The organism is Kitasatospora sp. NPDC093550, from assembly GCF_044764985.1.
In the GTDB taxonomy this organism is placed as follows: Bacteria; Actinomycetota; Actinomycetes; order Streptomycetales; family Streptomycetaceae; genus Kitasatospora.
Window position 1 is genome coordinate 352420 of record NZ_JBIWJF010000001.1, and the last position, 21374, is coordinate 373793.

Annotated in this window: 18 protein-coding genes; 8 read left to right on the plus strand and 10 right to left on the minus strand. The window is 73.9% G+C overall.

Annotated elements, in window-relative coordinates; genetic code table 11:
* Window positions 1–46: 46 nt before the first annotated feature.
* Complete coding sequence (locus tag ACIRD3_RS01460) at window positions 47–352, plus strand: zf-HC2 domain-containing protein (RefSeq protein WP_402209822.1); 306 nt, start codon at window positions 47–49, stop codon at window positions 350–352.
* 277 nt (window positions 353–629) lie between these two features.
* Here ACIRD3_RS01460 and ACIRD3_RS01465 read toward each other — a convergent pair whose 3' ends face one another.
* The gene (locus ACIRD3_RS01465; protein ID WP_402209824.1) at window positions 630–1562 is read right to left on the minus strand and encodes a hypothetical protein; all 933 of its coding nucleotides are present in this window, start codon (window positions 1560–1562) and stop codon (window positions 630–632) included.
* A 325-nt stretch (window positions 1563–1887) separates the two neighbouring features.
* On the opposite strand from ACIRD3_RS01465, the gene ACIRD3_RS01470 reads away from it, so the two are divergent.
* The 3 genes from ACIRD3_RS01470 (at window position 1888) to ACIRD3_RS01480 (ending at window position 5517) form a co-directional block, all read left to right on the plus strand.
* Complete coding sequence (locus ACIRD3_RS01470; RefSeq protein WP_402210750.1) at window positions 1888–3207, plus strand: cytochrome P450; 1320 nt, start codon at window positions 1888–1890, stop codon at window positions 3205–3207.
* A gap of 84 nt (window positions 3208–3291) precedes the next feature.
* Window positions 3292–4818, plus strand: coding sequence for a CoA transferase (locus ACIRD3_RS01475; protein WP_402209827.1), 1527 nt, complete (start codon window positions 3292–3294; stop codon window positions 4816–4818).
* 60 nt (window positions 4819–4878) lie between these two features.
* Entirely contained in the window at window positions 4879–5517 is a 639-nt protein-coding gene (locus tag ACIRD3_RS01480) for a DUF6461 domain-containing protein (protein WP_402209830.1), read from the plus strand.
* 84 nt (window positions 5518–5601) lie between these two features.
* On the opposite strand, the gene ACIRD3_RS01485 is transcribed toward ACIRD3_RS01480, so the two are convergent.
* The gene (locus ACIRD3_RS01485) at window positions 5602–6201 is read right to left on the minus strand and encodes an HdeD family acid-resistance protein (RefSeq protein WP_402209833.1); all 600 of its coding nucleotides are present in this window, start codon (window positions 6199–6201) and stop codon (window positions 5602–5604) included.
* A 164-nt stretch (window positions 6202–6365) separates the two neighbouring features.
* On the opposite strand from ACIRD3_RS01485, the gene ACIRD3_RS01490 reads away from it, so the two are divergent.
* Window positions 6366–8339, plus strand: a complete 1974-nt coding sequence (locus ACIRD3_RS01490) for an NAD-binding protein (RefSeq protein ID WP_402209836.1) — start codon at window positions 6366–6368, stop codon at window positions 8337–8339.
* A 101-nt stretch (window positions 8340–8440) separates the two neighbouring features.
* Here ACIRD3_RS01490 and ACIRD3_RS01495 read toward each other — a convergent pair whose 3' ends face one another.
* From ACIRD3_RS01495 to ACIRD3_RS01525, 7 genes are all read right to left on the minus strand, one after another.
* The gene (locus ACIRD3_RS01495; RefSeq protein WP_402209839.1) at window positions 8441–9226 is read right to left on the minus strand and encodes an enoyl-CoA hydratase; all 786 of its coding nucleotides are present in this window, start codon (window positions 9224–9226) and stop codon (window positions 8441–8443) included.
* A 130-nt stretch (window positions 9227–9356) separates the two neighbouring features.
* Window positions 9357–10463 (minus strand): enoyl-CoA hydratase/isomerase family protein, encoded by a 1107-nt coding sequence (locus tag ACIRD3_RS01500; RefSeq protein ID WP_402209842.1) that lies wholly within the window; start codon window positions 10461–10463, stop codon window positions 9357–9359.
* Between the two features lie 158 nt (window positions 10464–10621).
* Complete coding sequence (fahA, locus tag ACIRD3_RS01505; RefSeq protein ID WP_402209845.1) at window positions 10622–11842, minus strand: fumarylacetoacetase; 1221 nt, start codon at window positions 11840–11842, stop codon at window positions 10622–10624.
* Entirely contained in the window at window positions 11839–12735 is an 897-nt protein-coding gene (locus tag ACIRD3_RS01510; protein ID WP_402209847.1) for a hypothetical protein, read from the minus strand. Before ACIRD3_RS01510 ends, fahA begins: the two co-directional genes overlap by 4 nt.
* Window positions 12732–13934, minus strand: a complete 1203-nt coding sequence (locus ACIRD3_RS01515) for a homogentisate 1,2-dioxygenase (RefSeq protein ID WP_402209850.1) — start codon at window positions 13932–13934, stop codon at window positions 12732–12734. The genes ACIRD3_RS01510 and ACIRD3_RS01515 overlap by 4 nt, the downstream gene beginning before the upstream one ends.
* A gap of 51 nt (window positions 13935–13985) precedes the next feature.
* Window positions 13986–15200: a 4-hydroxyphenylpyruvate dioxygenase gene (gene hppD / locus ACIRD3_RS01520; protein WP_402209853.1), complete on the minus strand. Its 1215-nt coding sequence runs from the start codon at window positions 15198–15200 to the stop codon at window positions 13986–13988.
* A gap of 240 nt (window positions 15201–15440) precedes the next feature.
* Entirely contained in the window at window positions 15441–16913 is a 1473-nt protein-coding gene (locus ACIRD3_RS01525; RefSeq protein ID WP_402209857.1) for a phosphoribosyltransferase family protein, read from the minus strand.
* Between the two features lie 250 nt (window positions 16914–17163).
* Between ACIRD3_RS01525 and ACIRD3_RS01530 the strand changes: the two genes are divergently transcribed.
* Genes ACIRD3_RS01530 through ACIRD3_RS01540 form a run of 3 tightly spaced genes read left to right on the plus strand, consistent with a single transcriptional unit; the run spans window position 17164 to window position 18698 of the window.
* Window positions 17164–17592, plus strand: coding sequence for a hypothetical protein (locus tag ACIRD3_RS01530; protein ID WP_402209859.1), 429 nt, complete (start codon window positions 17164–17166; stop codon window positions 17590–17592).
* Window positions 17589–17999 (plus strand): hypothetical protein, encoded by a 411-nt coding sequence (locus ACIRD3_RS01535; protein WP_402209862.1) that lies wholly within the window; start codon window positions 17589–17591, stop codon window positions 17997–17999. Before ACIRD3_RS01530 ends, ACIRD3_RS01535 begins: the two co-directional genes overlap by 4 nt.
* Before the next feature lie 33 nt (window positions 18000–18032).
* Window positions 18033–18698 carry a cupin domain-containing protein gene (locus ACIRD3_RS01540; protein ID WP_402209865.1) on the plus strand — a complete coding sequence of 222 codons (666 nt, stop codon included), beginning with the start codon at window positions 18033–18035 and terminating at the stop codon, window positions 18696–18698.
* Window positions 18699–19104: 406 nt separating this feature from the next.
* On the opposite strand, the gene ACIRD3_RS01545 is transcribed toward ACIRD3_RS01540, so the two are convergent.
* Window positions 19105–21222 (minus strand): sensor histidine kinase, encoded by a 2118-nt coding sequence (locus ACIRD3_RS01545; RefSeq protein WP_402209867.1) that lies wholly within the window; start codon window positions 21220–21222, stop codon window positions 19105–19107.
* Window positions 21223–21374: the final 152 nt, after the last annotated feature.

Below are 21374 nucleotides of genomic sequence, written 5' to 3' on the forward strand. Positions count from 1 at the left end.
TGACCCGGTCGGTCCCGGCACGGTGACTGTGCGGGACGATGGTCGTATGAGATGCGCGCAGTTCCGTACCGCTCTGTCCGGACGGCTCGACGGCGAACCGAGCGGTCTGCCGGACGCCCGGCTGGACAAGCACGTCGCGCGCTGCACCGGCTGCCGGGACTGGCTGGACCGGGCGGAACGCCTGCGCGGCCACGTTCGGACGGCTGCCGCCGACGGCCCGTCGTCCGCGTGGTCGGCCCGGCTGCTGACCGGATTGGAAGCCACCGGGTCGGAGCAGTCCGGGGTGGAGAAGTCCGGCTCGGAGGAGGATTCCCGGCCGTCCGGGCAGGGCCCGCAGGCCGGCGAGCGGTAGGGCGATGGCGCGGGTGGGAGCCGGTGCGCCGTCGTGGTCAGACATGGAAGGGTCCCGAGGGTAAGGCTGGGGACGGCACCGCTCAGGGCGGCGCCGTCGGCGACGGTGGGCACGTGCGCGGCACCCCGCGCCTCCCCGGGAGCCGGGGGCGCGGTGCCGGACGCGGGCCCGGGCCCTGACGGAACGGCGGCCGAGGGCACGTCCGTACGGCAGGGCGACCTGCCCGTCGCGGGGATTCCGGTGGCCGGAGGCGGCCGGGGGAGCGGCGGCGGGCGCGTCAGCGGGCGAGGGCGAACGCCGGCGGTCCGCGCCGGACCACGGCATGGGTGAGCAGCACCGACCGGGGCGGTCGGGCCCGGTCGGCGGCGGGACGCGGCGCTGCCGGGGCCCGGTAGCCGAAGGGGCGCGCGAACAGGGCGAGCAGCGGGAGCAGCAGCGCCCCCGCGACCACGCTGCCGAGCGCGCCCAGCAGGTCGAAGAGCCGGACCAGAGCGGCGTCACCGCGCCAGAGGAGCAGCGCGCAGGCCACTGCGGCCAGCACGTGGGCGATGGCCATGCCCGGCGACATCATGTGCGCCATGCCGCCCGGCATGCCACCCGTCACGCCGCCGGCCATGCCGTGCACCGTGTCGTGCGCCATGCCGCCCGGTGTTCCGCCGGGTGTCCCGCCCGGCATCGGGTGCGACGGGCCGGGCATCCCCGTCATCCCGGGCAGGCTCATGTCCATGGCCATGCCGTCGCCGGACGCCCCGGCCCCGGTGGTGGCGTGGTGCGTTCCCGCGATCGGGCGGAGGCCGCCGGTGGCCGGGGGGAGGTCCGGGTCGATGCCCGCCATCCGCGCCAGCTCGACCGGAGAGAGCCCGCCGGGCACGCGGTCCGGGTTGCAGAGCAGCAGGGTGGTCCAGTCCGTGGTGGCGAGTCGGCCGAGACCGCCGCCCCCGCGGCCGAGCGCCCCGGCCTGTTCGAACAGCTGGTGCAGGGCGGTCTGCGCCACGACCATCCAGAGACTGATCGCGCCGAACCCGCGTCGCTTCCCGGCGAGCAGCCAGGTCAGCCCGAGGACCACCCCGAACGCACCGGCCAGCGTCGTCGGCGAGACCCCGGATCCGGCCATGACGACGTGCGCGGTGGCGGCCATCGCCACGCAGAGCGCGGCGAAGACCGCGGCGCGCAGCAGGCGGATCCGGTCGGTCATCACGATGGCACTCATCGTCGCACCCGCCCCGCCCCGCCCGTACCGCACCCTCCGGCTATGGCCGGTTTCGCCCCGTGAGACCATGCTCGGCCGCTCGGGCGGGAGGCCACTCGCTCGGGAGGCCGGGCTCGGCGCTCGCCGGAGGCGTCGGCTCCGTAAAGCTGCTCGTATGACCATCGGTGCGGTTTGACAAGCAGTCACCCCCTGCTCACTAAATGTGCACACGCAGCCACGTTCCGTGCGTATCGGAACGATGTCGTCCAGGAGCTAGGGAGGCCCGGCCATGGAGACCCCGACGGAAGCCACGGAGTCCGTTGCCGACGTTGCCGCGCCCACCGGAATGGCCACGGAGTCCGTTGCCGACGTTGCCGCGCCCAGCGGAGCAGCCACCTCCGTCCCAGTCGCCGCCCCCGCCGGAGCCGCCACGTCCGCCGCCGGGACCGCCGACCTCGCCGACCCGCGCTTCTGGCAGTTGCCCGCTCCCGCCCGTGCCGCCGCCTTCGCCGAGCTGCGCCGCCGTCCCGAGCCGGTGTTCTTCGGCGACCGCGCCACCGGCAAGGGCTTCCACGCCCTGGTCCGCCACGCCGACGTGGTCGAGGCCAGCCGCACCCCCGCCGTCTTCCTCAGCGGCCCCGGCGTCACCACGCCCGCCCCGGCCCGCTGGGTCCGGCTGCTGTTCGGCGATTCGATGGTCAACCTGGACGACCCCCGCCACGCCCAGCTGCGCCGGATCGTCTCGCGGGCGTTCACCCCGCGGCTGCTCGGCCGGGTCGAGGAGGACGTCCGGCGGATCAGCGTCGCCCTGGTCGACCGGGTGGAACGGGAGCGACCGGAGGACTTCGTGGGCGCGGTCGCCGCCGAACTCCCGTTCCAGGTGATCTGCACCATGATGGGCATCCCCGAGCGGCCGCGCCGCGAGATCCTGGACCTGGTCAACCGGACCTCCGCGGACATCGGGGTGGCCCGGACGCTGCGCCACCGGCTCCGGTCCCCCGGACGCGGGCTGCGCGCGCTCGCCCGGATGCAGGTCATCGTGGCCGGGATCGGCCGGGAACGGCGCCGTCGGCCGGCCGAGGACCTGATCTCCGCGCTCGTCACCGCCGACGTGGACGGCCGTCGGCTCACCGGCCGTGAGCTCGGCGCCTTCTTCACCCTGCTGCTGGTCGCCGGGGTCGAGACCACGCGCAACGCGCTCGCCCACGGCCTGCACCTGCTGACCGTCAACCCCGAGCAGCGCGCGCTTCTCCTCGCCGACCTGGACGGGCGGCTCGGCGGTGCGGTGGACGAGATGGTCCGGCACGCCACGCCGATCATCCAGTTCCACCGGACCGTCGCCGTCGACCACGAGCTCGGCGGCCCCGGCGGCCCGCTGCTGCGGGCGGGAGAGAAGGTCGCGCTGTTCTACGGCTCGGCCAACCGCGACGAGACGGTCTTCCCGGACCCGGAGGCCTTCGACATCACCCGCACGCCCAACCCCCACCTCGGTTACGGCGGGGGCGGTCCGCACTACTGCCTCGGTGCGCACCTGGCCCGGCAGGAGATGACGGCGCTGTTCCGGGAGCTGTTCACCCGTCTGCCCGAGACGCGATCGGTCGGCGAGCCGGAGCTCGTCCCGTCCAGCTTCGACCACCGGGTCCGCTCGCTGCGCTTCACGTGCTGAACCGCCGGTGCCCGCCGCAGCCGGCGCCGACGGTGGTGGGCGGCGTCACAGCGAGCGGGCGGGAAGGGGAGCACAATGCCGGGCATGACTGATCGTCCGCTGCCCGCAGAAGCCGCCGGTTCCACCGGAACGGCCGGTCCCGCAGGCCCCGCAGCTCCCGCCGGACCCGTCAGCGGGGGGCCCGCCGACCGCCCCACCGCCGATGCCTGGGCGGCGCTCGGCGGGTCGGCCGACCTGCCGGCACGGGTGAGCTTCCACGGCCCGGACGACGTCCTGCCCTCCGGACTGCCGGTCCGCCGCCTGGCCCGGGCCACCGTGGCGGTCTGCTCGCTGGCCGCCGCCGAGCTGGCCGCGCTCCGCAGCGGTGGCCCGGTCCCCGCCGTACGGGTGGACCAAGGGGCGGTCGCCACCGCCTTCCTCAGCGAGCGGCACCTGACGATCGACGGTCGGACGCCCGTCAGTTTCGCCCCGCACTCCGGCTTCTGGCGCACCGCCGACGGCTGGGTCCGCACCCACGCCAACTACCCGCACCACCGCACCCGGCTGCTGGCCGCCCTCGGCCTCGCCGCGGACGCCGGGCCCGAGCAGCTCGCCGAGGTGCTCGGCACCCTGCCGGCCGAGCAGATCCAGGAGCGCGCGTACGCGGCGGGGGCGCTCGCCGTGGCCGTCGCGCCGGCGAGCACGGCGGCGCACCCCCTGGTGGAACACCTGGCGGTCGGTAGCGCCGACGTGGGTCCGGCCCGTCCACTGGGCGAGGCGCCGGGGGACCGGCCGGCCGCCGGGGTCCGGGTCCTCGACCTCACCCGGGTGATCGCCGGACCGGTCGCCACCCGCACCCTCGCCCTGCTCGGCGCAGACGTCCTGCGGATCGACTCGCCCCGGCTACCGGAGGCCGAGGACTCCCACGCCGACACCGGCTTCGGCAAGCGCTCCACCCGCCTCGACCTCGCCGAGGCCGCCGACCGCGCCGCCTTCGAGGAGCTGCTCGCCACCGCCGACGTCGTCGTCACCGGCTACCGCCCCGGCGCCCTCGACGCCCACGGCCTCGCCCCCGCGGACCTGTTCGCCCACCGACCCGACCTGATCGTCGTCCAGCTCTGCGCCTGGGGCTGGACCGGCCCGTGGGCCGCGCGGCGCGGCTTCGACAGCCTGGTCCAAGCCGGCGTCGGCATCGCCGCCCACGAGGCCGCCCCCGACGGTCGTCCCGGCGTCCTGCCCGCCCAGGCCCTCGACCACGGCACCGGCTACCTCATGGCCGCCGCCGTCCTGCGCGCCCTCACGGAGCAGCGCACCGGCCGCCCCGGCGGCCGCCACCTGCGCTTCTCCCTCGCCGGCACGGCCGCCTGGCTGATGCACGGCATCGACCGGGAGACCGCCGCACCGGGGGTGGCCGCAGCGGCCGCGACCGTAGCCGGGGCGGTCGAACCCGGGGAGACCGCCGCCCCCGGGGTGGTCGCCGAGCCCTACGACCCCGCCCGCTGGCTCGCCGAGACCGACTCCGCACACGGGCGGCTGCGCCACGCCCTGCCGCCGATCGGCTACGAGGGCGCGCCCGCCGACTGGTCGCGACCGCCCGGGCGCTGGGGCACGGACGCGCCGGTCTGGCGCTGAACCGGCGTGCGGCCGTGATGCCGGCGGCGGGGTGTCGGAGCCGTCTGACAGCATCGGGGCATGACCGCCGTACACGCCACCGACTACACCTGGTTCGAGCAGCGCTACCCCGTCCTGGGCGAGGCCCACTGCCTCACCCGCGTCCAGGGGATATCCGCCGACGAACTGCTGCGCCGCTTCGACGCCCTGCCCGGCCGCTCAGTCACCGGGCTGGACGCCGTGGTCGAAGCCTGGGAGGCCTTCGACGACGGGGAGGACGAGGAGGCCCGGGCCCTGCTCGGCGAGGACGAGGACCGGCTGCTCGTCGCCGTCACCGAACTGGACGGCTGGGCGCTGGCGGTGGAGCCGTACGGCTACCTCGGCAGCCTGCCCGAGATCATCCCCGGCCTCGCGGACGGCACCCGGCTGGTCTCGAACTACCGGGGCGCCATGGCGGAGGACGCCTTCACGTGGTGGGAGCGGAACGGCTGCCGGCTCGGTTTCGAACCCCTCTTCGCCGACCAGCGGCACGGCACGGACGCCGACGCACCCGGCATCACCGAGCTGATGGCCGCCTGCGGCTTCCACCTCGACGGGGAGCGGCACGAGCTGCACACCGAGGCCGCGTTCGCGCTGGCCGAGCGGCTGACCGAGGTCCGGCTCGGCCCGGAGCGGCTGGAGGCCGCCACCTTCCGGCTCGGCTACGCCCCGCGGCCCTGACGGCGGCGCCCGGCCGGTCCGAGCGGCGCCCGGTGAGCAGCGGGCGGGTCGATCAGACGGTCCGCCGCTCAGGCGGTGCGCCGCTCAGACCCCCGAGGGGATCGTCTTGGCCCGGCTGCGCACCTGGATCGCCGTCATGATCTCGACCAGGCCCAGGATCACCAGCCAGCAGCCGGCCAGGACGGTGAGCGCGGAGATCGTCTCGACCGGCCAGACCAGCAGGAGCACGCCGGCCAGCGTGTTGGCCACGCCCGCGAAGGCCTGCCAGCCACGGGCCGGCATCAGCGGGTCGGAGATCGCGGCGACGAGCTGTGTGATGCCGCGGAACAGCCATCCGATCCCGATCCAGAGCGCGAGCAGCAGCAGTGACCGCGTCCCGCTGCGGAAGCAGAGCAGTCCCAGCAGCACGCAGATCGCGCCACTGATGAAGGCCAGCACGCGCAGCGCGGTGGCGGCATGGGTGCCGAACGCGGCGACCAGCTGCATGATGCCGATCACCAGCAGGTAGAGGCCGAACAGCACCCCCACCACCAGCAGCGTCTGCTCGGGCCAGGCGAAGACCACGATTCCGAGCGCGAGGGAAACGAGCCCGGCGACCAGCAGGACCTGCCAGGCGGCCTTGGCGAGGGCGCCGAGCGGGCCCTGGACCGGGGAACCGTCGGGGGTGATGAACGGAGGGACCACGGTGGCGAACTCCTCGGGCTGGGACGGAAGCTGTGGGCAGGGAGCGACCCCCAGCCTCTCCGTGCCGCCGCCGGTCCGCGCGCCGGAGACCGCCGTTCGAGGGATCCGTCGCGGTCGCCGGAACGACATCCTCCGGACACTCGCTGTCGATACCATCCGGCGATATGACTTCTGAAGGGTGGGGGACCCCTCCGGTCGAGCCGATCAGCCAGCACTACATCGTCTGCGGGGGCAATGCGCTGGCGCACCGACTGGTCCTGGAACTCGTCGAGCACTACGAGGTCCCGGTCGTCGTCCTGGTCGCCGACCGGACCCGCGACCACGCGCCGCAGATCGAGCAACTCGACGGCGTCGCCGCGGTCGTGGAGTACGTCAGCATCACCGACGAGGCCCTGCGGGCGGTGTCCATCGGCACCGCCTGCGGCCTCGCGCTGGTCGAGGGCAGCGACCAGGAGAACATCCACGCCGCGCTCAGCGCCCAGAACCACAACCCGGACATCCGCATCGTGTTCCGGATGTTCAACCAGCGGCTCGGCGAGAACATCGAACGGCTGCTCAGGAACGGCGCCGCGCTCTCCGGCTCCGCCACCGCCGCCCCGGCCTTCGCGGCCGCCGCGCTCGGACGACCCAACTCGGTCGAGATCGACGGCCGCTACCTGCACATCGCGTTCGACGACGCCATCACCGCCGACCGGGTCTGCATCGTCGCCGACCAGATCCACCGGCAGGACCTCGGCAAGATCCGGCTGCTCCCCGCGCAGGAGGGCGACTCAGCCGAATTCGTCCGGCTCGCCCGCGAGTTCGGCGACGACGGGCCGATCCGCCCGGGCGGCGTACGGCGCGAAGCGGCCCCCGCGGCCCCCGCAGCCCTCACGGCGGACTCCGGACCCGCATCCGAGCCCGATTCCGAGCCCGATTCCGAGCCCGATTCCGAGCCCGATTCCCCATCCGGGGAGCCCGAAGCCGACGACGGGCCCGGCGGCACAGCCGCGCTCCAGGTGCTGAGGATCGAGCCCCGGGAACCGATCGGCTGGCGCCGGCGCCTGCGCTGGCGAGTGCTCGACACCATGCGCTTCTTCACCAGCGCCCGGATGCGGCTGGTGCTGCTCACCGCCCTCGCCGCGGTGCTGATGTCCTTCGGCGTGCTCTGGTACCTCAACCGGGACTTCGGCTGGACGGTCTACATCTCGCTGCTGGACCTGGCCGGTGCCGCCCAGCCCGACCAGCTCTCCGACATCGCCGCCGGGACGGGCACCGGCGGGATCTGGCAGCGGGTCGCGCAGGTGGTGATCACCATCTGCGGGATCACCTTCGCGCCGGTCGCCACCGCCATCGCGGTCGAGGTGCTCGGCTCCGGGCGCCGAGGACAGCCGCGCAACCCCGGTGCGGGCACCCGGGACCACGTGATCGTGGTCGGACTCGGGAACGTCGGTACCCGGGTCGCGACCCAACTGCACGAGATGGGCGTGCCCGTGGTCTGCATGGAACGGGACCCGCAGGCGCGCGGCATCGCCGCCGTCCGGGCGCTCGGGATCCCGGTCGTGATGGGCGACGGCCCGTTCGAGGAACAGCTGCGCCATGCCCGGCTGAAGCACAGCCGGGCGCTGGTCGCGGTCAGCGGGGACGACGCCACCAACCTGGAGGCGGCGCTGGAGGCACGCCACGGCAATCCCGAAGTCCGGGTGGTGGTGCGGCTGTTCGACGACGACTTCGCCGGGCACTTCTACAAGACGCTGGACAACGCGGCCTCGCGGTCGGTGTCCTACCTGGCCGCGCCCGCCTTCGCGGCGGCGCTGATGGGGCGCGAGGTGCGCGGGACGCTGTCGGTGTTCCGGCACGTGCTGCTGATCGCGGAGCTGTCGGCGGAGGACGGCAGCGGGCTGATCGGCCGCAACCGGCACGACCTGGAGGACCCGGGCGGCGTCCGGGTGATCGCCGTGCGGTTCGCCCGTGACGCGCACTTGCAGTGGGGCCTGCCCGACCGCACCCGCCGGCTCGCTCCGGGCGACCGGATCGTGGTCGCCGCGACCCGCAGCGGGCTCGCCCGGCTGAACACGGTGGCGCTGGAGGCGGCAGCGGGCGCGGGCACCGACACGGCCGACGCGGAACCGGACGCGGGCGCGCCAGTGGCGGAGTGACAGCCGACAGATAACAGCTAACAGCTGACAGATTTCAACATCTGAAATCTGAAACCCGTCAGCTGTCATCCGTCGGCCGGTCAGCCGTCAGCTGTCGTCCGTCACCGGTTGCTGAAGGACGGCGGGCGCTTCTCGGCGAAGGCCGCCATGCCCTCCTTCTGGTCCGCCGTGGCGAAGGCGGCGTGGAAGAGGCGGCGCTCGAAGCGGACGCCCTCGGCCAGCGTGGTCTCGAAGGAGCGGTTGACGCTCTCCTTGAGCATGATCGCCGCCGGGGTGGACATCGACGCGACGGTCTCCGCGGTGGCCAGGGCCTCGGCCATCAGCTGGTCGGCGGGGACGATGCGGGAGACCAGGCCCGCCCGCTCCGCCTCCTCGGCGCCCATCATCCGGCCGGTCAGGCAGAGCTCCATGGCCTTGGCCTTGCCGACCGCCCGGGTCAGCCGCTGCGAGCCGCCGATGCCGGGGATGACCCCGAGCTTGATCTCCGGCTGCCCGAACTTCGCGGTGTCCGCGGCCAGCAGGATGTCGCACATCATCGCCAGCTCGCAGCCGCCGCCCAGCGCGAACCCGGCCACGGCCGCCACCACCGGCTTGCGCAGCGCGGCGAGCCGGTCCCACGGGCCCAGCCAGTCGTCCAGGTAGACGTCGGGGAAGACGTTGCCCTGCATCTCCTTGATGTCGGCGCCGGCCGCGAAGGCCTTCTCCGAACCGGTGATCACCAGACAGCCGATCTCCGGGTCCCGGTCGAAGGCGGTGGCCGCCGCGACCACCTCGTTCATCAGCTGGGTGTTCAGCGCGTTCAGCGCCTTGGGCCGGTTGAGCGTGATCAGCCCCACCCGGCCCTTGCGCTCGACCAGGATCGTCTCGTAGGTCTCGGTCTCGGTCATCGCCGTTGACTCCCATGTCCGCTGCTCGGCGCCGCACGGGCGCGCCCTGACCACCCAACGATCTACGACGTGCCCGGTCCCGCGCCAGTCTTGGCATGCGAGACGCCGGTCACGGGTCCGGCGGACGCGGTCAGGCCAGGCCCAGCTCGTCGCCCTCGCGCGGGGCGAGGAAGCGGGCGACGTCCGTCTCCGTCACCCCGGCGAGCGTGCCGGGCTCCCAGCGCGGGTTGCGGTCCTTGTCGATCACCTGGGCGCGGATGCCCTCGACCAGGTCATGGCCGTCCAGCGCGGCGCAGGAGACGCGGTACTCCTGGTCGAGCGCGGCCTCCAGGGAGGGGAGCGTACGGGCGCGGCGCAGCGCGGCCAGGGTGGCCTTGACGGCGGTGGGGGAGTTCCCGAGGACCTGTTCCGCGGCCTCCTTCGCCTCCGCGACACCGGAGTTCAGCAGGCGCTCGACGATCTCCTCGACGGTGTCGGCCGCGTAGCAGGTGTCGATCCAGGCCCGCTGCCCGGCCAGGGCCGCGGGCGGTGCGGGCTCGGCATGCGCGGCGACCGCGGAGGCGACGGCGGCGGCGACCTCCTCGGCGGTGGCGGCGGCCGCGGTGCCGTGGGCGAGGGTGTCCAGCAGCTCCGGGATCCGGGCCGAGGGCACGTAGTGGTCCGCGAATCCGCACAGCAGCGCGTCCCCGGGGCCCATCGAGGCCGAGGTGAGTCCGAGGTGGGTGCCCAACTCGCCCGGGGCGTGGGCGAGCAGGCGGCTGCCGCCGACGTCCGGGACGAGCCCGATCCGGGTCTCGGGCATCGCGACGGTGGAGCGCTCGGTGACGATCCGGACCGCGCCGTGGGCGGACAGGCCGACGCCGCCGCCCATGGTGATGCCGTCCATCACCGCGACGTACGGCTTCGGGTAGCGGCCGATCAGCGCGTTCAGCCGGTACTCGTCGCGGAAGAAGGCCCGGGTGCCGGCTCCGCCCGCCTTGGCGTCGTCGTGCATCGCGCGGATGTCGGCGCCGGCACAGAGACCGCGCTCGCCCGCGCCGGTCAGCACGACGGCGCGGACCCGGTCGTCGGCGGCCCAGTCGTCCAGCGTCGCCCGCAGGGTGGTGATCATGCCGTGGGTGAGCGAGTTGAGCGCCCGCGGACGGTTCAGCACGATCCGCCCGACCCCGCCGTCCAGGTGCGCCCGGACCTCCGAGGTCTCCGCCGTCTCCGCGACCTCTGTCGCCTCTGCGCTCATCGGGCCCGCTCCCGTCCCCTCGGTGATGTGGACTTCCGCGGTCCACCGTACCGGGGAGGTTGCGACAAATGACAGCTGACAGATGATGAAATCTGTCAGCTGTCATTTGTTATCCGTCAGCCGTCAGCCGTCAGCTGCCGCCCGTCGTCCGTCACTCGTCAGCCCAGCACCCGCCCGGTCACTTCGCCGAACCCGACCACGGCCCCGTCCGGGCCGGGTGCGGTGGCGGTGATGGTGACCTCGTCGCCGTCCTCCAGGAACGTCCGGGTCGTCCCGTCCGGGAGCTTCAGCGGCTCCTCGCCGTTCCAGGTCAGCTCGATCAGCGCGCCCCGGGTCTCCGGCTCCGGCCCGCTGACCGTCCCCGAGGCGAACAGGTCGCCGGTGCGCAGCGAGGCGCCGTTGACGGTCATGTGGGTCAGCTGCTGCTGCGCCGTCCAGTACATGGTGGCGAACGGCGGGCGGGAGACCGGGTGCCCGTTCAGTCGGACCTCCATCGCCAGGTCCAGGCCCCACGGCTCGCCGCCCCGGTCGTCCAGGTACGGCAGCGGCTCGACGTCGCGGGCCGGCGGGGCGACCCGGGCGTGCTGCAGCGCGTCCAGCGGGACGATCCACGGCGAGACCGAGGTGGCGAAGGACTTGCCGAGGAACGGGCCGAGCGGCACGTACTCCCAGGCCTGGATGTCGCGCGCGGACCAGTCGTTGAGCAGGCAGACGCCGAACACGTGCTCCCGGAAGTCCGCCAGCGGGACGGGCTTGCCCAGCTCGGACGGCGTGCCGACGACGAAGCCGACCTCGGCCTCGATGTCCAGTCGGCGCGTGGCCCCGAAGCTCGGCGCCGGGTCGGCGGGCGCCTTGCGCTGACCCTGCGGCCGCACCACCGGCGTGCCGGAGACCACGACGGTGCCCGCCCGGCCGTGGTAACCGATCGGCAGGTGCTTCCAGTTGGGCGTGAGCGGCTCCGAGCCCGGGCGGAAGATCCGGCCCAGGTTGGTGGCGTGGTGCTCGGAGGCGTAGAAGTCGACGTAGTCGGCGACCTCGAACGGCAGGTGCAGCTCGACCTCGGCCACCGGGAGCAGCGCCGGCGACAGGGCCTCCCGGAAGGACTCGTCCGTGAGCCAGGTGGTGAGGTCCGCCCGGACGCCGGTCCAGACCGGACGCCCGGCCGCCATCAGCGGGTTGAGCGAGTCCGCGTCCAGCAGGACGGAGGGTGCGCCGGCCGCGCGGGCGGCCGCCCCGGCGTCCAGCACGAAGTCCCCGACGCGCACGCCGATCCGGCGCCGCCCCGGCTGGTCGGCGGCGGTGAAGACGCCGTACGGCAGGTTGTGTACGCCGAACGGCGAGTCCTGGGCGCTGGCGAGCCAGCTGCGGGGGGTGGTCAACGGTCCTCCTGGGGCTGTGGAGCGGGCGACGGCAGCAGGCCGAGTGCGGCCAGGTCGCCCAGGGGTTCGGCGATGCTGCAGGTGCCGAACGCGGTGAACGAGTTGCGGATCACCGTAACCTGACGTTCCGTCAGTGCGCGCACCGCCTTGGCCAGGACCTCGCCGTCGCGCTCCGCGAGCACCGCCGCGGCCGCGGCCCGGTCGGTCTCCTGCGCGGCCAGCAGCACGTTCAGGAAGCCGTGGTGCTCGAAGCCGGTCTGCGGGTCGGTGTGCCGGACGGCGTTGTGCAGTCCGGCCGTGCACTTGTACGGCAGTCCGCGCTGCGCGCAGCCGGTGAGGAAGGCGGCCAGCTCCGCCTCGTCCGGGAACGCCTCGGCGACCACTCCGCCGGTGCGGAACTTCGCCCGGTAGGGGCTGTCCACCAGCACGTCCAGGACGGCGTCCAGCCCGTCCCCGTGCAGGAGTTCGCGCGGCAGCTCGACGGCGGCCGGGACGTGCGGCGGCAGCAGCCGGTCCAGCTCGGCGACCGCCTCGGCGGCGTCCCGGGTGGCCAGCTCGACGCCGGCCACCTCGAACGGCGCGGCGGCGGCGAGCGCCGGAGCGAGCTCGGCACTGCCCCCCGGCAGCACCAGCCCGACCCTGAGCGACGCGCTCCCCGCCTCGGCCGCGGTGGCGGCGGCCAACTCGCCCAGTCGGCCCGCCCCGCAGAGCAGCGGGCCGACCGCCTCGGCGTACCAGGCCGCGCGGTGGGCGCGGTGCGCGGGCACCGCCTCGGCGACGGGCAGGTTCCCCGGCGGGAACACCGCCGCGTCGTCGAAGAGCCCGCGGAACAGCTCGGGGACGAGGCCGGGGACGAGCTCGGGAACGGATCCCCCTGCAGGCAGTCCGCTCATCGCCCGGGCCCCCGACCCGCCCAGGTCCAGGCGTAGCCGGCGTCCTCGCTCGCCCGACCGCCCTCGCCCAGCTCCAGCGGCCGGAAGGTGTCGACCATGACGGCGAGTTCGTCGAAGAACTCCGCGCCGATGCTGCGCTCGTACGCGCCCGGCTGGGGCCCGTGGGTGTGCCCGCCGGGGTGCAGCGAGATCGAGCCCTGGGCGATGCCGGAGCCCTTGCGCGCCGCGTAGTCGCCGCCGCAGTAGAACATGACCTCGTCGCTGTCCACGTTGGCGTGGTAGTACGGCACCGGGATCGACAGCGGGTGGTAGTCCACCTTGCGCGGGACGAAGTTGCAGATGACGAAGTTGTTGCCCTCGAACACCTGGTGGGCCGGCGGCGGCTGGTGGATCCGGCCGGTGATCGGCTCGAAGTCCCGGATGTTGAAGGCGTACGGGTACAGGCAGCCGTCCCAGCCGACCACGTCGAAGGGGTGGTGCGGCACGGTGTAGCGGGTGCCCGCGATCCCCTGCGGGCCGCGGTGCTTGACCAGTACGTCGACGTCCCCGGGGGCGTCGACGACCAGCGGGCCGACCGGGCCGCGGAAGTCCCGCTCGCAGTACGGCGCGTGCTCCAGCAACTGCCCGTACTTGGACAGGTAGCGCTTCACCGGGGTGATGTGGCTGTTCGCCTCGATGCAGTACGCGCGCAGCGGCTCGTCACCGGTCGGCACCCACCGGTGGGTGGTGGCGCGCGGGATGATCACGTAGTCGCCCTGGCCGACCTCGATCGAGCCGAAGACCGTCTCGACCGTGCCGGCGCCGGACTCCACGTACACGCACTCGTCGCCGAGCCCGTTGCGGTACAGCTCGCTGGGGGCCCCGGCGGCGACGTACGAGATCCGCACGTCGCCGTTGCCGAGGACCAGCCGACGGCTGCCGACGACGTCCGCGGACTTCCACTCCTGGTCCGCGAACAGCTCGTGCAGCTTGAGGTGGCGCGGGAGGAGCGGGTGGTTGGGCACCGTGGACTGGTCCGGCAGCTCCCAGGGCACCGCGTTGACCACCGCCGAGGGGATGCCCCGGTGGTAGAGCAGCGAGGAGTCCGAGGAGAACCCCTCCTCGCCCATCAACTCCTCGTAGTACAGCCCGCCTTCGGGGGTGCGGTGCTGGGTGTGCCGCTTGGGCGGGATGCTGCCCAGCTGCCGGTAGTACGCCATCTCCGTGGTCCTCCTCGACCGTTCGTCAGAGCTCTCCGACGCTCATGACGCTCACAGGTTGCCGCGTCGCTCCTGCTCGCGCTCGATGGACTCGAAGAGCGCCTTGAAGTTGCCCTTGCCGAAGCCGAGCGAACCGTGGCGCTCGATGAACTCGTAGAAGACGGTCGGACGGTCGCCGATCGGCTTGGTGAAGATCTGCAGCAGGTAGCCGTCCTCGTCGCGGTCGACCAGGATGCCGCGCTTCTTCAGCTCCTCGATCGGCACCCGGACCTTGCCGATCCGCTCGCGCAGCTCCGGGTCGTCGTAGTAGGCGTCCGGGGTGTTGAGGAACTCCACGCCGCGCGCCCGCAGGACGTCCACGGTGGTGAGGATGTCGTTGGTGGCGAGCGCCATGTGCTGGCAGCCGGGGCCGGTGTAGAACTCCAGGTACTCGTCGATCTGGGACTTCTTCTTGGCGATGGCCGGCTCGTTGAGCGGGAACTTCACCCGGTGGTTGCCGCTGGCGACGACCTTGGACATCAGCGCGGAGTACTCGGTGGCGATGTCGTCGCCGACGAACTCGGCCATGTTCACGAAGCCCATGACGCGGTTGTAGAACGACACCCACTCGTCCATCCGGCCCAGCTCGACGTTGCCGACGGCGTGGTCGAGGGCCTGGAAGAGGCGCTTGGGGGAGCCCTCCGGGTGCTTCACCCGGCTCTCCGCGACGACGTAGCCCGGCAGGTAGGGGCCGTGGTAGCGGGAGCGGTCGATCAGGGTGTGGCGGGTCTCGCCGTAGGTGGCGATGGCGGCGCGGCGCACGGTGCCGTTCTCGTCCGAGACGTCGTTCGGCTCCTCCAGGACGGTGGCGCCGGACGCGCGGGCGTGCTCGATGCACTTGTCGACGTCCGGGACCTCCAGGGCGAGGTCGACCACGCCGTCGCCGTGGCGGCGGTGGTGGTCCAGCAGCGGGCTGTCCGGCTGGACGCCGCCCTTGATCACGAAGCGGCAGGAGCCGGAGCGGAGCACGTAGGCCTTGCGGTCGCGGCGGCCGGTCTCCGGGCCGGAGTAGGCGACCAGCTCCATGCCGAAGACGACCTGGTAGAACTGGGCCGTCTGGGTGGCGTTGCCGACCACGAAGACGACGGCGTCCTGGGCGGTGACCGGGAAGGGGTCGGCCGCCGGGTCGTGCTCGACGAGGCCGACGAGGCGGCGCAGCTGGTCGGCGTCAAGACCGGCCTCGCGCTCCTCGGGGGTCAACTCAAGGGCGTGGGACTGCGTGGTCATCGGTCGTTCCTCCACTTCGGGCCTCGGCTCTGAGGCTTCCGCTGGATCGCGGCCGCACCGCGGATGGGTGGGCGGTCCGGTTGCGGAGAGCTTGCTCCTGTCGGGGTGGTTGGGCAACAGGTCGGTTTTCCACTGCTCAATGTGTACAAGCTGGCCAGGATTTCCCGGCTTGCGCTGCGCAGAATGTTCTGCCGATCGGGGGTGATGCACGAAGTCTGCGCAATCGTGCTCGAGGCCGCCTCACCGGTCCGGGCCGGCGGACCCGGGCTCGGGGAGGTGGCGCAGGAACCAGTCCCGGGCCAGCTCAGCGACCTGGTCGAGGGTGCCGGGCTCCTCGAAGAGGTGGGTCGCGCGCGGCACCACCGCCAGTTCACTTTCGCAGCGCAGCCGCCTGGCGGCCCGCCGGTTCAGGTCGAGCACGGTGGTGTCCAGCGAGCCGACCACGAGGAGGGTCGGGGCGCTCACCCGGGCCAGGACCTCGGGCCCGGCGAGGTCCGGGCGGCCGCCCCGCGAGACCACGGCGCGCACCGCCGGTCCCAGCTCGGCGGCGGTGTGCAAGGCCGCGGCGGCGCCGGTGCTGGCGCCGAACAGGCCGAGCGGCAGCGCGCGGGTCTCGGGCACGGCGTCGTCCGTGTCCTGGGCGGCCGGGCCTTCCCTGCCGCTGCCCTCCCGGCCCCTGCCTTCCCTGCCCGCGGCTCCCCGGCCGGTGCCTTCCGGGCCCGCGCCTCCCCGGCCCGCGCCGAGCCGCTCGGCGACGGCGGTCAGCCGGGAGCCCAGCAGCCCGACGTCGAACACGTTCCGCCGGTCCGACTCCTCGGCCTCGGTGAGCAGGTCGAACAGCAGGGTGGCCAGCCCGGCCCGGTTCAGGTACTCCGCGACGTACCGGTTGCGCGGGCTGTGCCGACCGCTGCCGCTGCCGTGCGCGAACACCACGACGCCGCGCGCGCCGGGCGGCACGGTCAGTCGGCCCGTGAGGCGGACCCCGGCGACCGGCAGCGCCAGCTCGCGGTCGACCGCGGCGGAGGCGGCGGGCGGGCCGGCTCCCGCCCCCTCCCGCTGCCGGGCCTCGGCGAGCAGCCGCAGCACCTCGGCGTCCTCGGTCTGGGAGAAGTCGGCGTAGAACTCGCCGATCGCGAAGAACGGCGACGGTGTATCGACGCAGACCAGCTCGTCGGCGACCTCCTCGAGACGGTCGGTCCAGTCCCGGGGCGCCACCGGCACGGCCAGCACCACCCGGGCCGCGCCGCGCTCCCGGAGGATCCGGCAGGCCGCCCGGGCGGTGGAGCCGGTGGCGATGCCGTCGTCCACCACGACGACCGTGCGTCCGCGCACGTCCGCCGGCGGGCGGTCGCCCCGGTAGCGGCGGGCCCGGCGCTCCAGTTCGGCGCGCTCGCGCCGCTCCACCTCGGCGAGTTGGCCGTCGGTGACCGAGCCGAGCCGGATGACCTGCTCGTTCAGCACCCGGACGCCGTCCTCGCCGATCGCCCCCATGCCCAGCTCCGGCTGGTAGGGCACGCCGAGCTTGCGGATCACGCAGATGTCCAGCGGAGCGCCGAGTGCCTCGGCCACCTCGGCGGCCACCGGCACCCCGCCCCTCGGCAGCGCCACGACGATGGCGCCGGTCCCGCCCAGGTGGCCCAGGCGCGCGGCCAGCCGCCGGCCCGCGTCGGTGCGGTCGGCGAAGTGGGTGAAGTGGCTTCCGGTGACGTGCATGACACGGCCTCCGGTTCCACCGTACGTCGGTTCGCGCGGGGGCGTTCCGTCGGCCGGGAGCGGCCCGGGAGCGGCCCGGGATCGGCCCGGCTCAGGCCGGGATCGCGTCGGGACCAGGCCCGGGCCGCCCCGGGAGCGGGACGGGAGCCGGACGGGACGGAACCCCCGTGCGGCCGGGACAGCGGGCGCCGGAGGGTGGAGCCCAGAGGCGGACCGCAGGGCCCGCCGGAGACCGGAAGGAGCGCCCGACATGCCCGGAACCGTCATCACCGACCTCCGCCGGCACGGCGCCGTCGACCCCGGTCGACTGCTCGCGGGACCGCTGCGCGGCGTCGGGCTGCAGCGGCTCGAACCGGGCCACAGCACCGAGCTGGCCGCCGACGGCGTCGAGCACGCGCTCTACGTCACCGCCGGCTCCGGCCTCGCCGAAGCGCCCGAGGAGACCGTACGGCGGGACTCCCCGCAGGCCGACCACGACGCCGAGCCGCAGGACCCCGAGCCGCGGGACCCCGTGCCGCGGGACGCCGGTATCCCCCTCGTCGAGGGCACCGCCGTCGTCCTCCCGCTCGGCACCCGGACCGTCCTCACCGCCGGGACCGCAGGCCTGGAGTACTTCCACGCCGTCCTGACCGTCCCGGCGGGCCGCCCCACCCCCCTGAGCGGAGATGAACCCGCATGATCGTCACCACCGGCACCGGCGCCGCGATGGTCGTCCTCGGCCCGAACGGCGAACGCGTGCGGATCCGCTCGCTGGCCCGCCGCTCGATGCTCGCCAGCGCCTGCGAGGCCTTCGACCACCTGAGGCTCAGCCCCGGCGCCCATCACGTGCTGACCGGCCGGCCCGACGCCGAGACCGTCCTGCACGTCCTGCGCGGCGCCGCCGTCGTCGGGCAACTGTCCGACGAGCCGGACCACTTGGCCTCGGAAGGCGATCTGCTGCTGGCCCGCAGGGGCCGCACACTGCACCTCGAAGCCGGTCCGCTCGGCGCCGAGCTGCTCTGCCTCACCCTCGCCGTGCCCCGGCACGTCGCCGGCACTCGGGCCGCCCTGGCCCGGCGCCGCGCCGCCCGCCGCGACCGGCCCTGACTCCCTCCCCAGCTCCCTCCCAGGAGACCCCAAGTGATCGTCGTACCTGCGGCCGTCCCCCGCACCGCGCCCGTCTTCCGGCGGCTGATCGACCCGGAGCAGCGGCCCTCCGTCCGCGCCGGACTCACCGTCGAGACCCTGCCGCCCGGCGTCCGGGTCGAGCAACTCCCTTACGGTTCAGTGGAGTCGGTGACGGTGGTGCTCTCCGGCCGGCTCGCCGCGGCCGGCCGGGTCCTGTCCCCGGGCGAGGCGCTGCACCACCGGCCCGGCAGCAGCTGCCGGCTCACCGCCGTCCGCGGTGCGCCGACCACCGTGCTCACCGTCCGGCCGACCCCGGCCCGGGGCGACATCCCGGCCCAGCGGTCGGGCCCGGAGCCCGCGCCGGCCTGGCGACAGGTCGACGTGGGCACCGTGGACCTCGACCCGGGCGGCCTCTGCGGCCCGTACCAGGACCGGGCGGCCGACGCCTTCCTGCTGGTCCTCTCCGGGGCCGGTTCCTTCCTCGGTGAGCTCGGTGAAGTACCGCTGTTCCCGGGCGACTTGGTCTACGTCAGGGCCAAGGAGCGGTACGGCCTGCGGGCCGGGTCGCGCAAGCCGGTCACCGTCGTGCTGGGCCGCATCGGAGCCCCGGGCGCCGAACCGGGACCGGAATGGGACATCAGGCCCATGCGCTCGGGGCGCGTCCGTCCGCAGAGTTGAACGTGGCCGATCGACCATGACCGGTCACTCGGAAGAATCAGGAGTACCACCGAATGTCGACGAATACCAAGGCCGCGGCTACCAAGGCCAGGGCGATCCGCGCGGCCGGCGTGCTGGCGGGCGTGATCGCAGCAGGCCTGGCCGTGCGCTGCGCCTGTTCCAACTCGGCCGCAGTGTCCCCCGAAGGTCTCAAGCCCAGGCCGGGCGGGGGCCCGCGACCCGGTGGTGGTGGCCCGGCGGACGACTGCCACTTCAACTGCCCGCCCTGATGACCAGCCCACCGCCGACGTCGCCTCCTCGGCTCGCAGGCCACGAGCCGACGGATGGCGGATAGCAGATAACAGATGACAGATGACAGCCGACAGATTATGAAATCTGTCGGCTGTCATCCGTCGCCCGCTTTCCGTCAGCCGCCACCCGTCACCCGTCGCATATCGGCCCCCGCCGAGCGCGGCAGCACCGCCAGCACCTGCGTGCCTCCGCCCCGGGAGAGTGACTCGACGGTGCACCTGCCACCGATCTCCGCCGCCCGGTCCGCCATCGACTGCAGCCCTACCCCACTGCCCTCCCGCTCGTGCTCGTCGGCGGTCTCGCGGTACCCCACTCCGTCGTCCCGCACGGTCAGCGCCAGCGCCGCGTCGTCCAGCCGCAGCGTCACCCGCGCCGTCCGTGCCCGGGCGTGCCGCAGCACGTTGTTGAGCGCCTCCGCCGTGATGCGGTAGGCCGCAACCTCCACCGCCGCCGGCAGTTCCGGCAGCGGATCCGGCGACAGCTCCGCCGTCACGGTCAATCCGGTCCCGCTGAAGGTGTCCGCCAGCTGCCGGACCGCCCGGGTCAGCCCGAACTCGCCGAGCGGCGCCGGCCCGAGCCGGTCGGTGATCCGGCGGACCTCCTTGATCGTCATCCCCAGGCCGTCCGAGACTCCGCGCAGGGTGTCAGCGATCCCGTCGCCCGCCGAGGTGGCGGCGTTGTCCACCCGCAGCCGCAACCCGGCCAGCGCCGGCCCCAGCCCGTCGTGGATGTCGCGCCGCAGCCAGCGCCGCTCCTCCTCCCGGGCGGAGACGATCTGCTCCCGGCTGGCCAGCAGGTCCTCGTGGAGTCGGAGGGAGGCGACGGCCGGCGAGGCCTGGTCGGCGAGCGAGCGCAGGATGTCGATGTCACTGCTGTCCAACCACTCCTCGCCCGCCCGCAGTCCTACGGTCAACTCGCCGATCGGCAGCCCGTTGTGGACGAGTGTGAAGTCCTGGCTGTGGCCGTCCAGCCGTCCGGCGGTGGCCAGCGTGCGCCGCCCGGCCCGGGTGGTGACAGCCAGGGCGACCCCGGGAAGCCTCAGTTCCTCGGCGACCGTCGCGCACAGCGTCTCCGGCAGCCGTGCCGGATCGACCACCTGCCGCACCCGCCCCGCGAGTGTCCGGAGCACCTGGTACGGCTGGGCGCGCTCGCCGTAGTACAGCCGGTCCACGAGGGTGACGCACCGCCGGGCCGCCCGCGGAAGGGCCGCGCCGAGCGCGTACACCAGGGCGATCAGCAGCAGGGCGGCCCCGCCACGCCCCGGCAGCAACCAGTCGGAGAGCACGGCGGCGGCCACCACGAACAGCCCGGTGACTGCGGTGCCCAGCAGCAGCCCGATCAGCACACTGCGGGCCGCCCGGTCGAGCCGCCAGCCGTGGTCCCGGACGACCAGGACGGCCACCGCGACTGCCCACACCAGCCCCGCCGAGGCGAACAGCGAGTAGCTGAGCCAGTAGTGCTCGGTGGAGGTCCGCTCGAAGAAGTCCTGCATCCCCACCCAGAGCAGGTACGCGCCGAGCATCCCCGCCACCCGCAGCCGGTGCCGGCGGGTCTCGGCCCTGTCCTGCTCGGAGCCGGTCGGACGCAGTAGACGCGCCAGCAGGACCAGCGCGAGGAACCCGATCACGCACTCGCTGATCAACAGGTCGTGTCCGCCCAGGCGGTGGACGAAGGCGACGGCGAAACGCGCGGGCGGCGTGCCGGCCAGCGGATTGGGCCGCCCGTAGGTCGTCGGGTCGTCGAGTGCCTGCGCCACCTCCAGGGTCACCCACACGGCGATGGCCGCGATGTACCACCACCAGCGCCGGGTGGTCAGCCGTCCGTAGGGCAGCCAGAGCGGCAGCGAGTAGACGACGACCGCGTTGAGCGATCCCGCCAGCACTTCGAGGGCCAGCGTGGCGCCGACGATGCCCGGATTGGTGATCTCGACCCGGACCGGTGCGGCCGCCGCAGCGGGCAGGATGCCGGTCAGCGCGTAGACGAGCATCACCCAGCCCAGCGGGCTGCCCGGGCGGTGGGCGTGCAGCAGCATGCCCGCAGCCGCGGTCGGCAGCGCGTAGACCAGGATGGCGAGTTGGTCGCGTGGTATCGACACGCCCGGGTCGCCGAGATGGACGAGCACGTAACAGATCCACAGCGTCGCCGCGACGATGCAGACCGCCGTGGCGATCGCGGCCGCGGTGAGTTGCCGTTGGGCCGGCGTGCGGCGCCGGACGGGGGTCGCCGGGGGCATGCCACCACCTCGCAGACGGGCTGGGCCGGTGGGGCGGACTCCGGTGGTGCGAACCCCCCGGCGGTGTGGACAGACCGGGTTCCAGTCTCGGCGGCCCGGTGTCCCGGATGCCTGAGGCAGCGGTCTCGGATCGCGTCCCCGACCGTGGTCCC

Coding starts and splice junctions, on each gene's coding strand:
- ACIRD3_RS01460 (WP_402209822.1), top strand. CDS start 47: ATGAGATGCGCGCAGTTCCGTACCGCTCTGTCCGGACGGCTCGACGGC.
- ACIRD3_RS01465 (WP_402209824.1), bottom strand. CDS start 1,562: ATGAGTGCCATCGTGATGACCGACCGGATCCGCCTGCTGCGCGCCGCG.
- ACIRD3_RS01470 (WP_402210750.1), top strand. CDS start 1,888: ATGGCCACGGAGTCCGTTGCCGACGTTGCCGCGCCCAGCGGAGCAGCC.
- ACIRD3_RS01475 (WP_402209827.1), top strand. CDS start 3,292: ATGACTGATCGTCCGCTGCCCGCAGAAGCCGCCGGTTCCACCGGAACG.
- ACIRD3_RS01480 (WP_402209830.1), top strand. CDS start 4,879: ATGACCGCCGTACACGCCACCGACTACACCTGGTTCGAGCAGCGCTAC.
- ACIRD3_RS01490 (WP_402209836.1), top strand. CDS start 6,366: ATGACTTCTGAAGGGTGGGGGACCCCTCCGGTCGAGCCGATCAGCCAG.
- ACIRD3_RS01495 (WP_402209839.1), bottom strand. CDS start 9,226: ATGACCGAGACCGAGACCTACGAGACGATCCTGGTCGAGCGCAAGGGC.
- ACIRD3_RS01500 (WP_402209842.1), bottom strand. CDS start 10,463: ATGAGCGCAGAGGCGACAGAGGTCGCGGAGACGGCGGAGACCTCGGAG.
- ACIRD3_RS01510 (WP_402209847.1), bottom strand. CDS start 12,735: ATGAGCGGACTGCCTGCAGGGGGATCCGTTCCCGAGCTCGTCCCCGGC.
- ACIRD3_RS01515 (WP_402209850.1), bottom strand. CDS start 13,934: ATGGCGTACTACCGGCAGCTGGGCAGCATCCCGCCCAAGCGGCACACC.
- hppD (WP_402209853.1), bottom strand. CDS start 15,200: ATGACCACGCAGTCCCACGCCCTTGAGTTGACCCCCGAGGAGCGCGAG.
- ACIRD3_RS01525 (WP_402209857.1), bottom strand. CDS start 16,913: ATGCACGTCACCGGAAGCCACTTCACCCACTTCGCCGACCGCACCGAC.
- ACIRD3_RS01530 (WP_402209859.1), top strand. CDS start 17,164: ATGCCCGGAACCGTCATCACCGACCTCCGCCGGCACGGCGCCGTCGAC.
- ACIRD3_RS01535 (WP_402209862.1), top strand. CDS start 17,589: ATGATCGTCACCACCGGCACCGGCGCCGCGATGGTCGTCCTCGGCCCG.
- ACIRD3_RS01545 (WP_402209867.1), bottom strand. CDS start 21,222: ATGCCCCCGGCGACCCCCGTCCGGCGCCGCACGCCGGCCCAACGGCAA.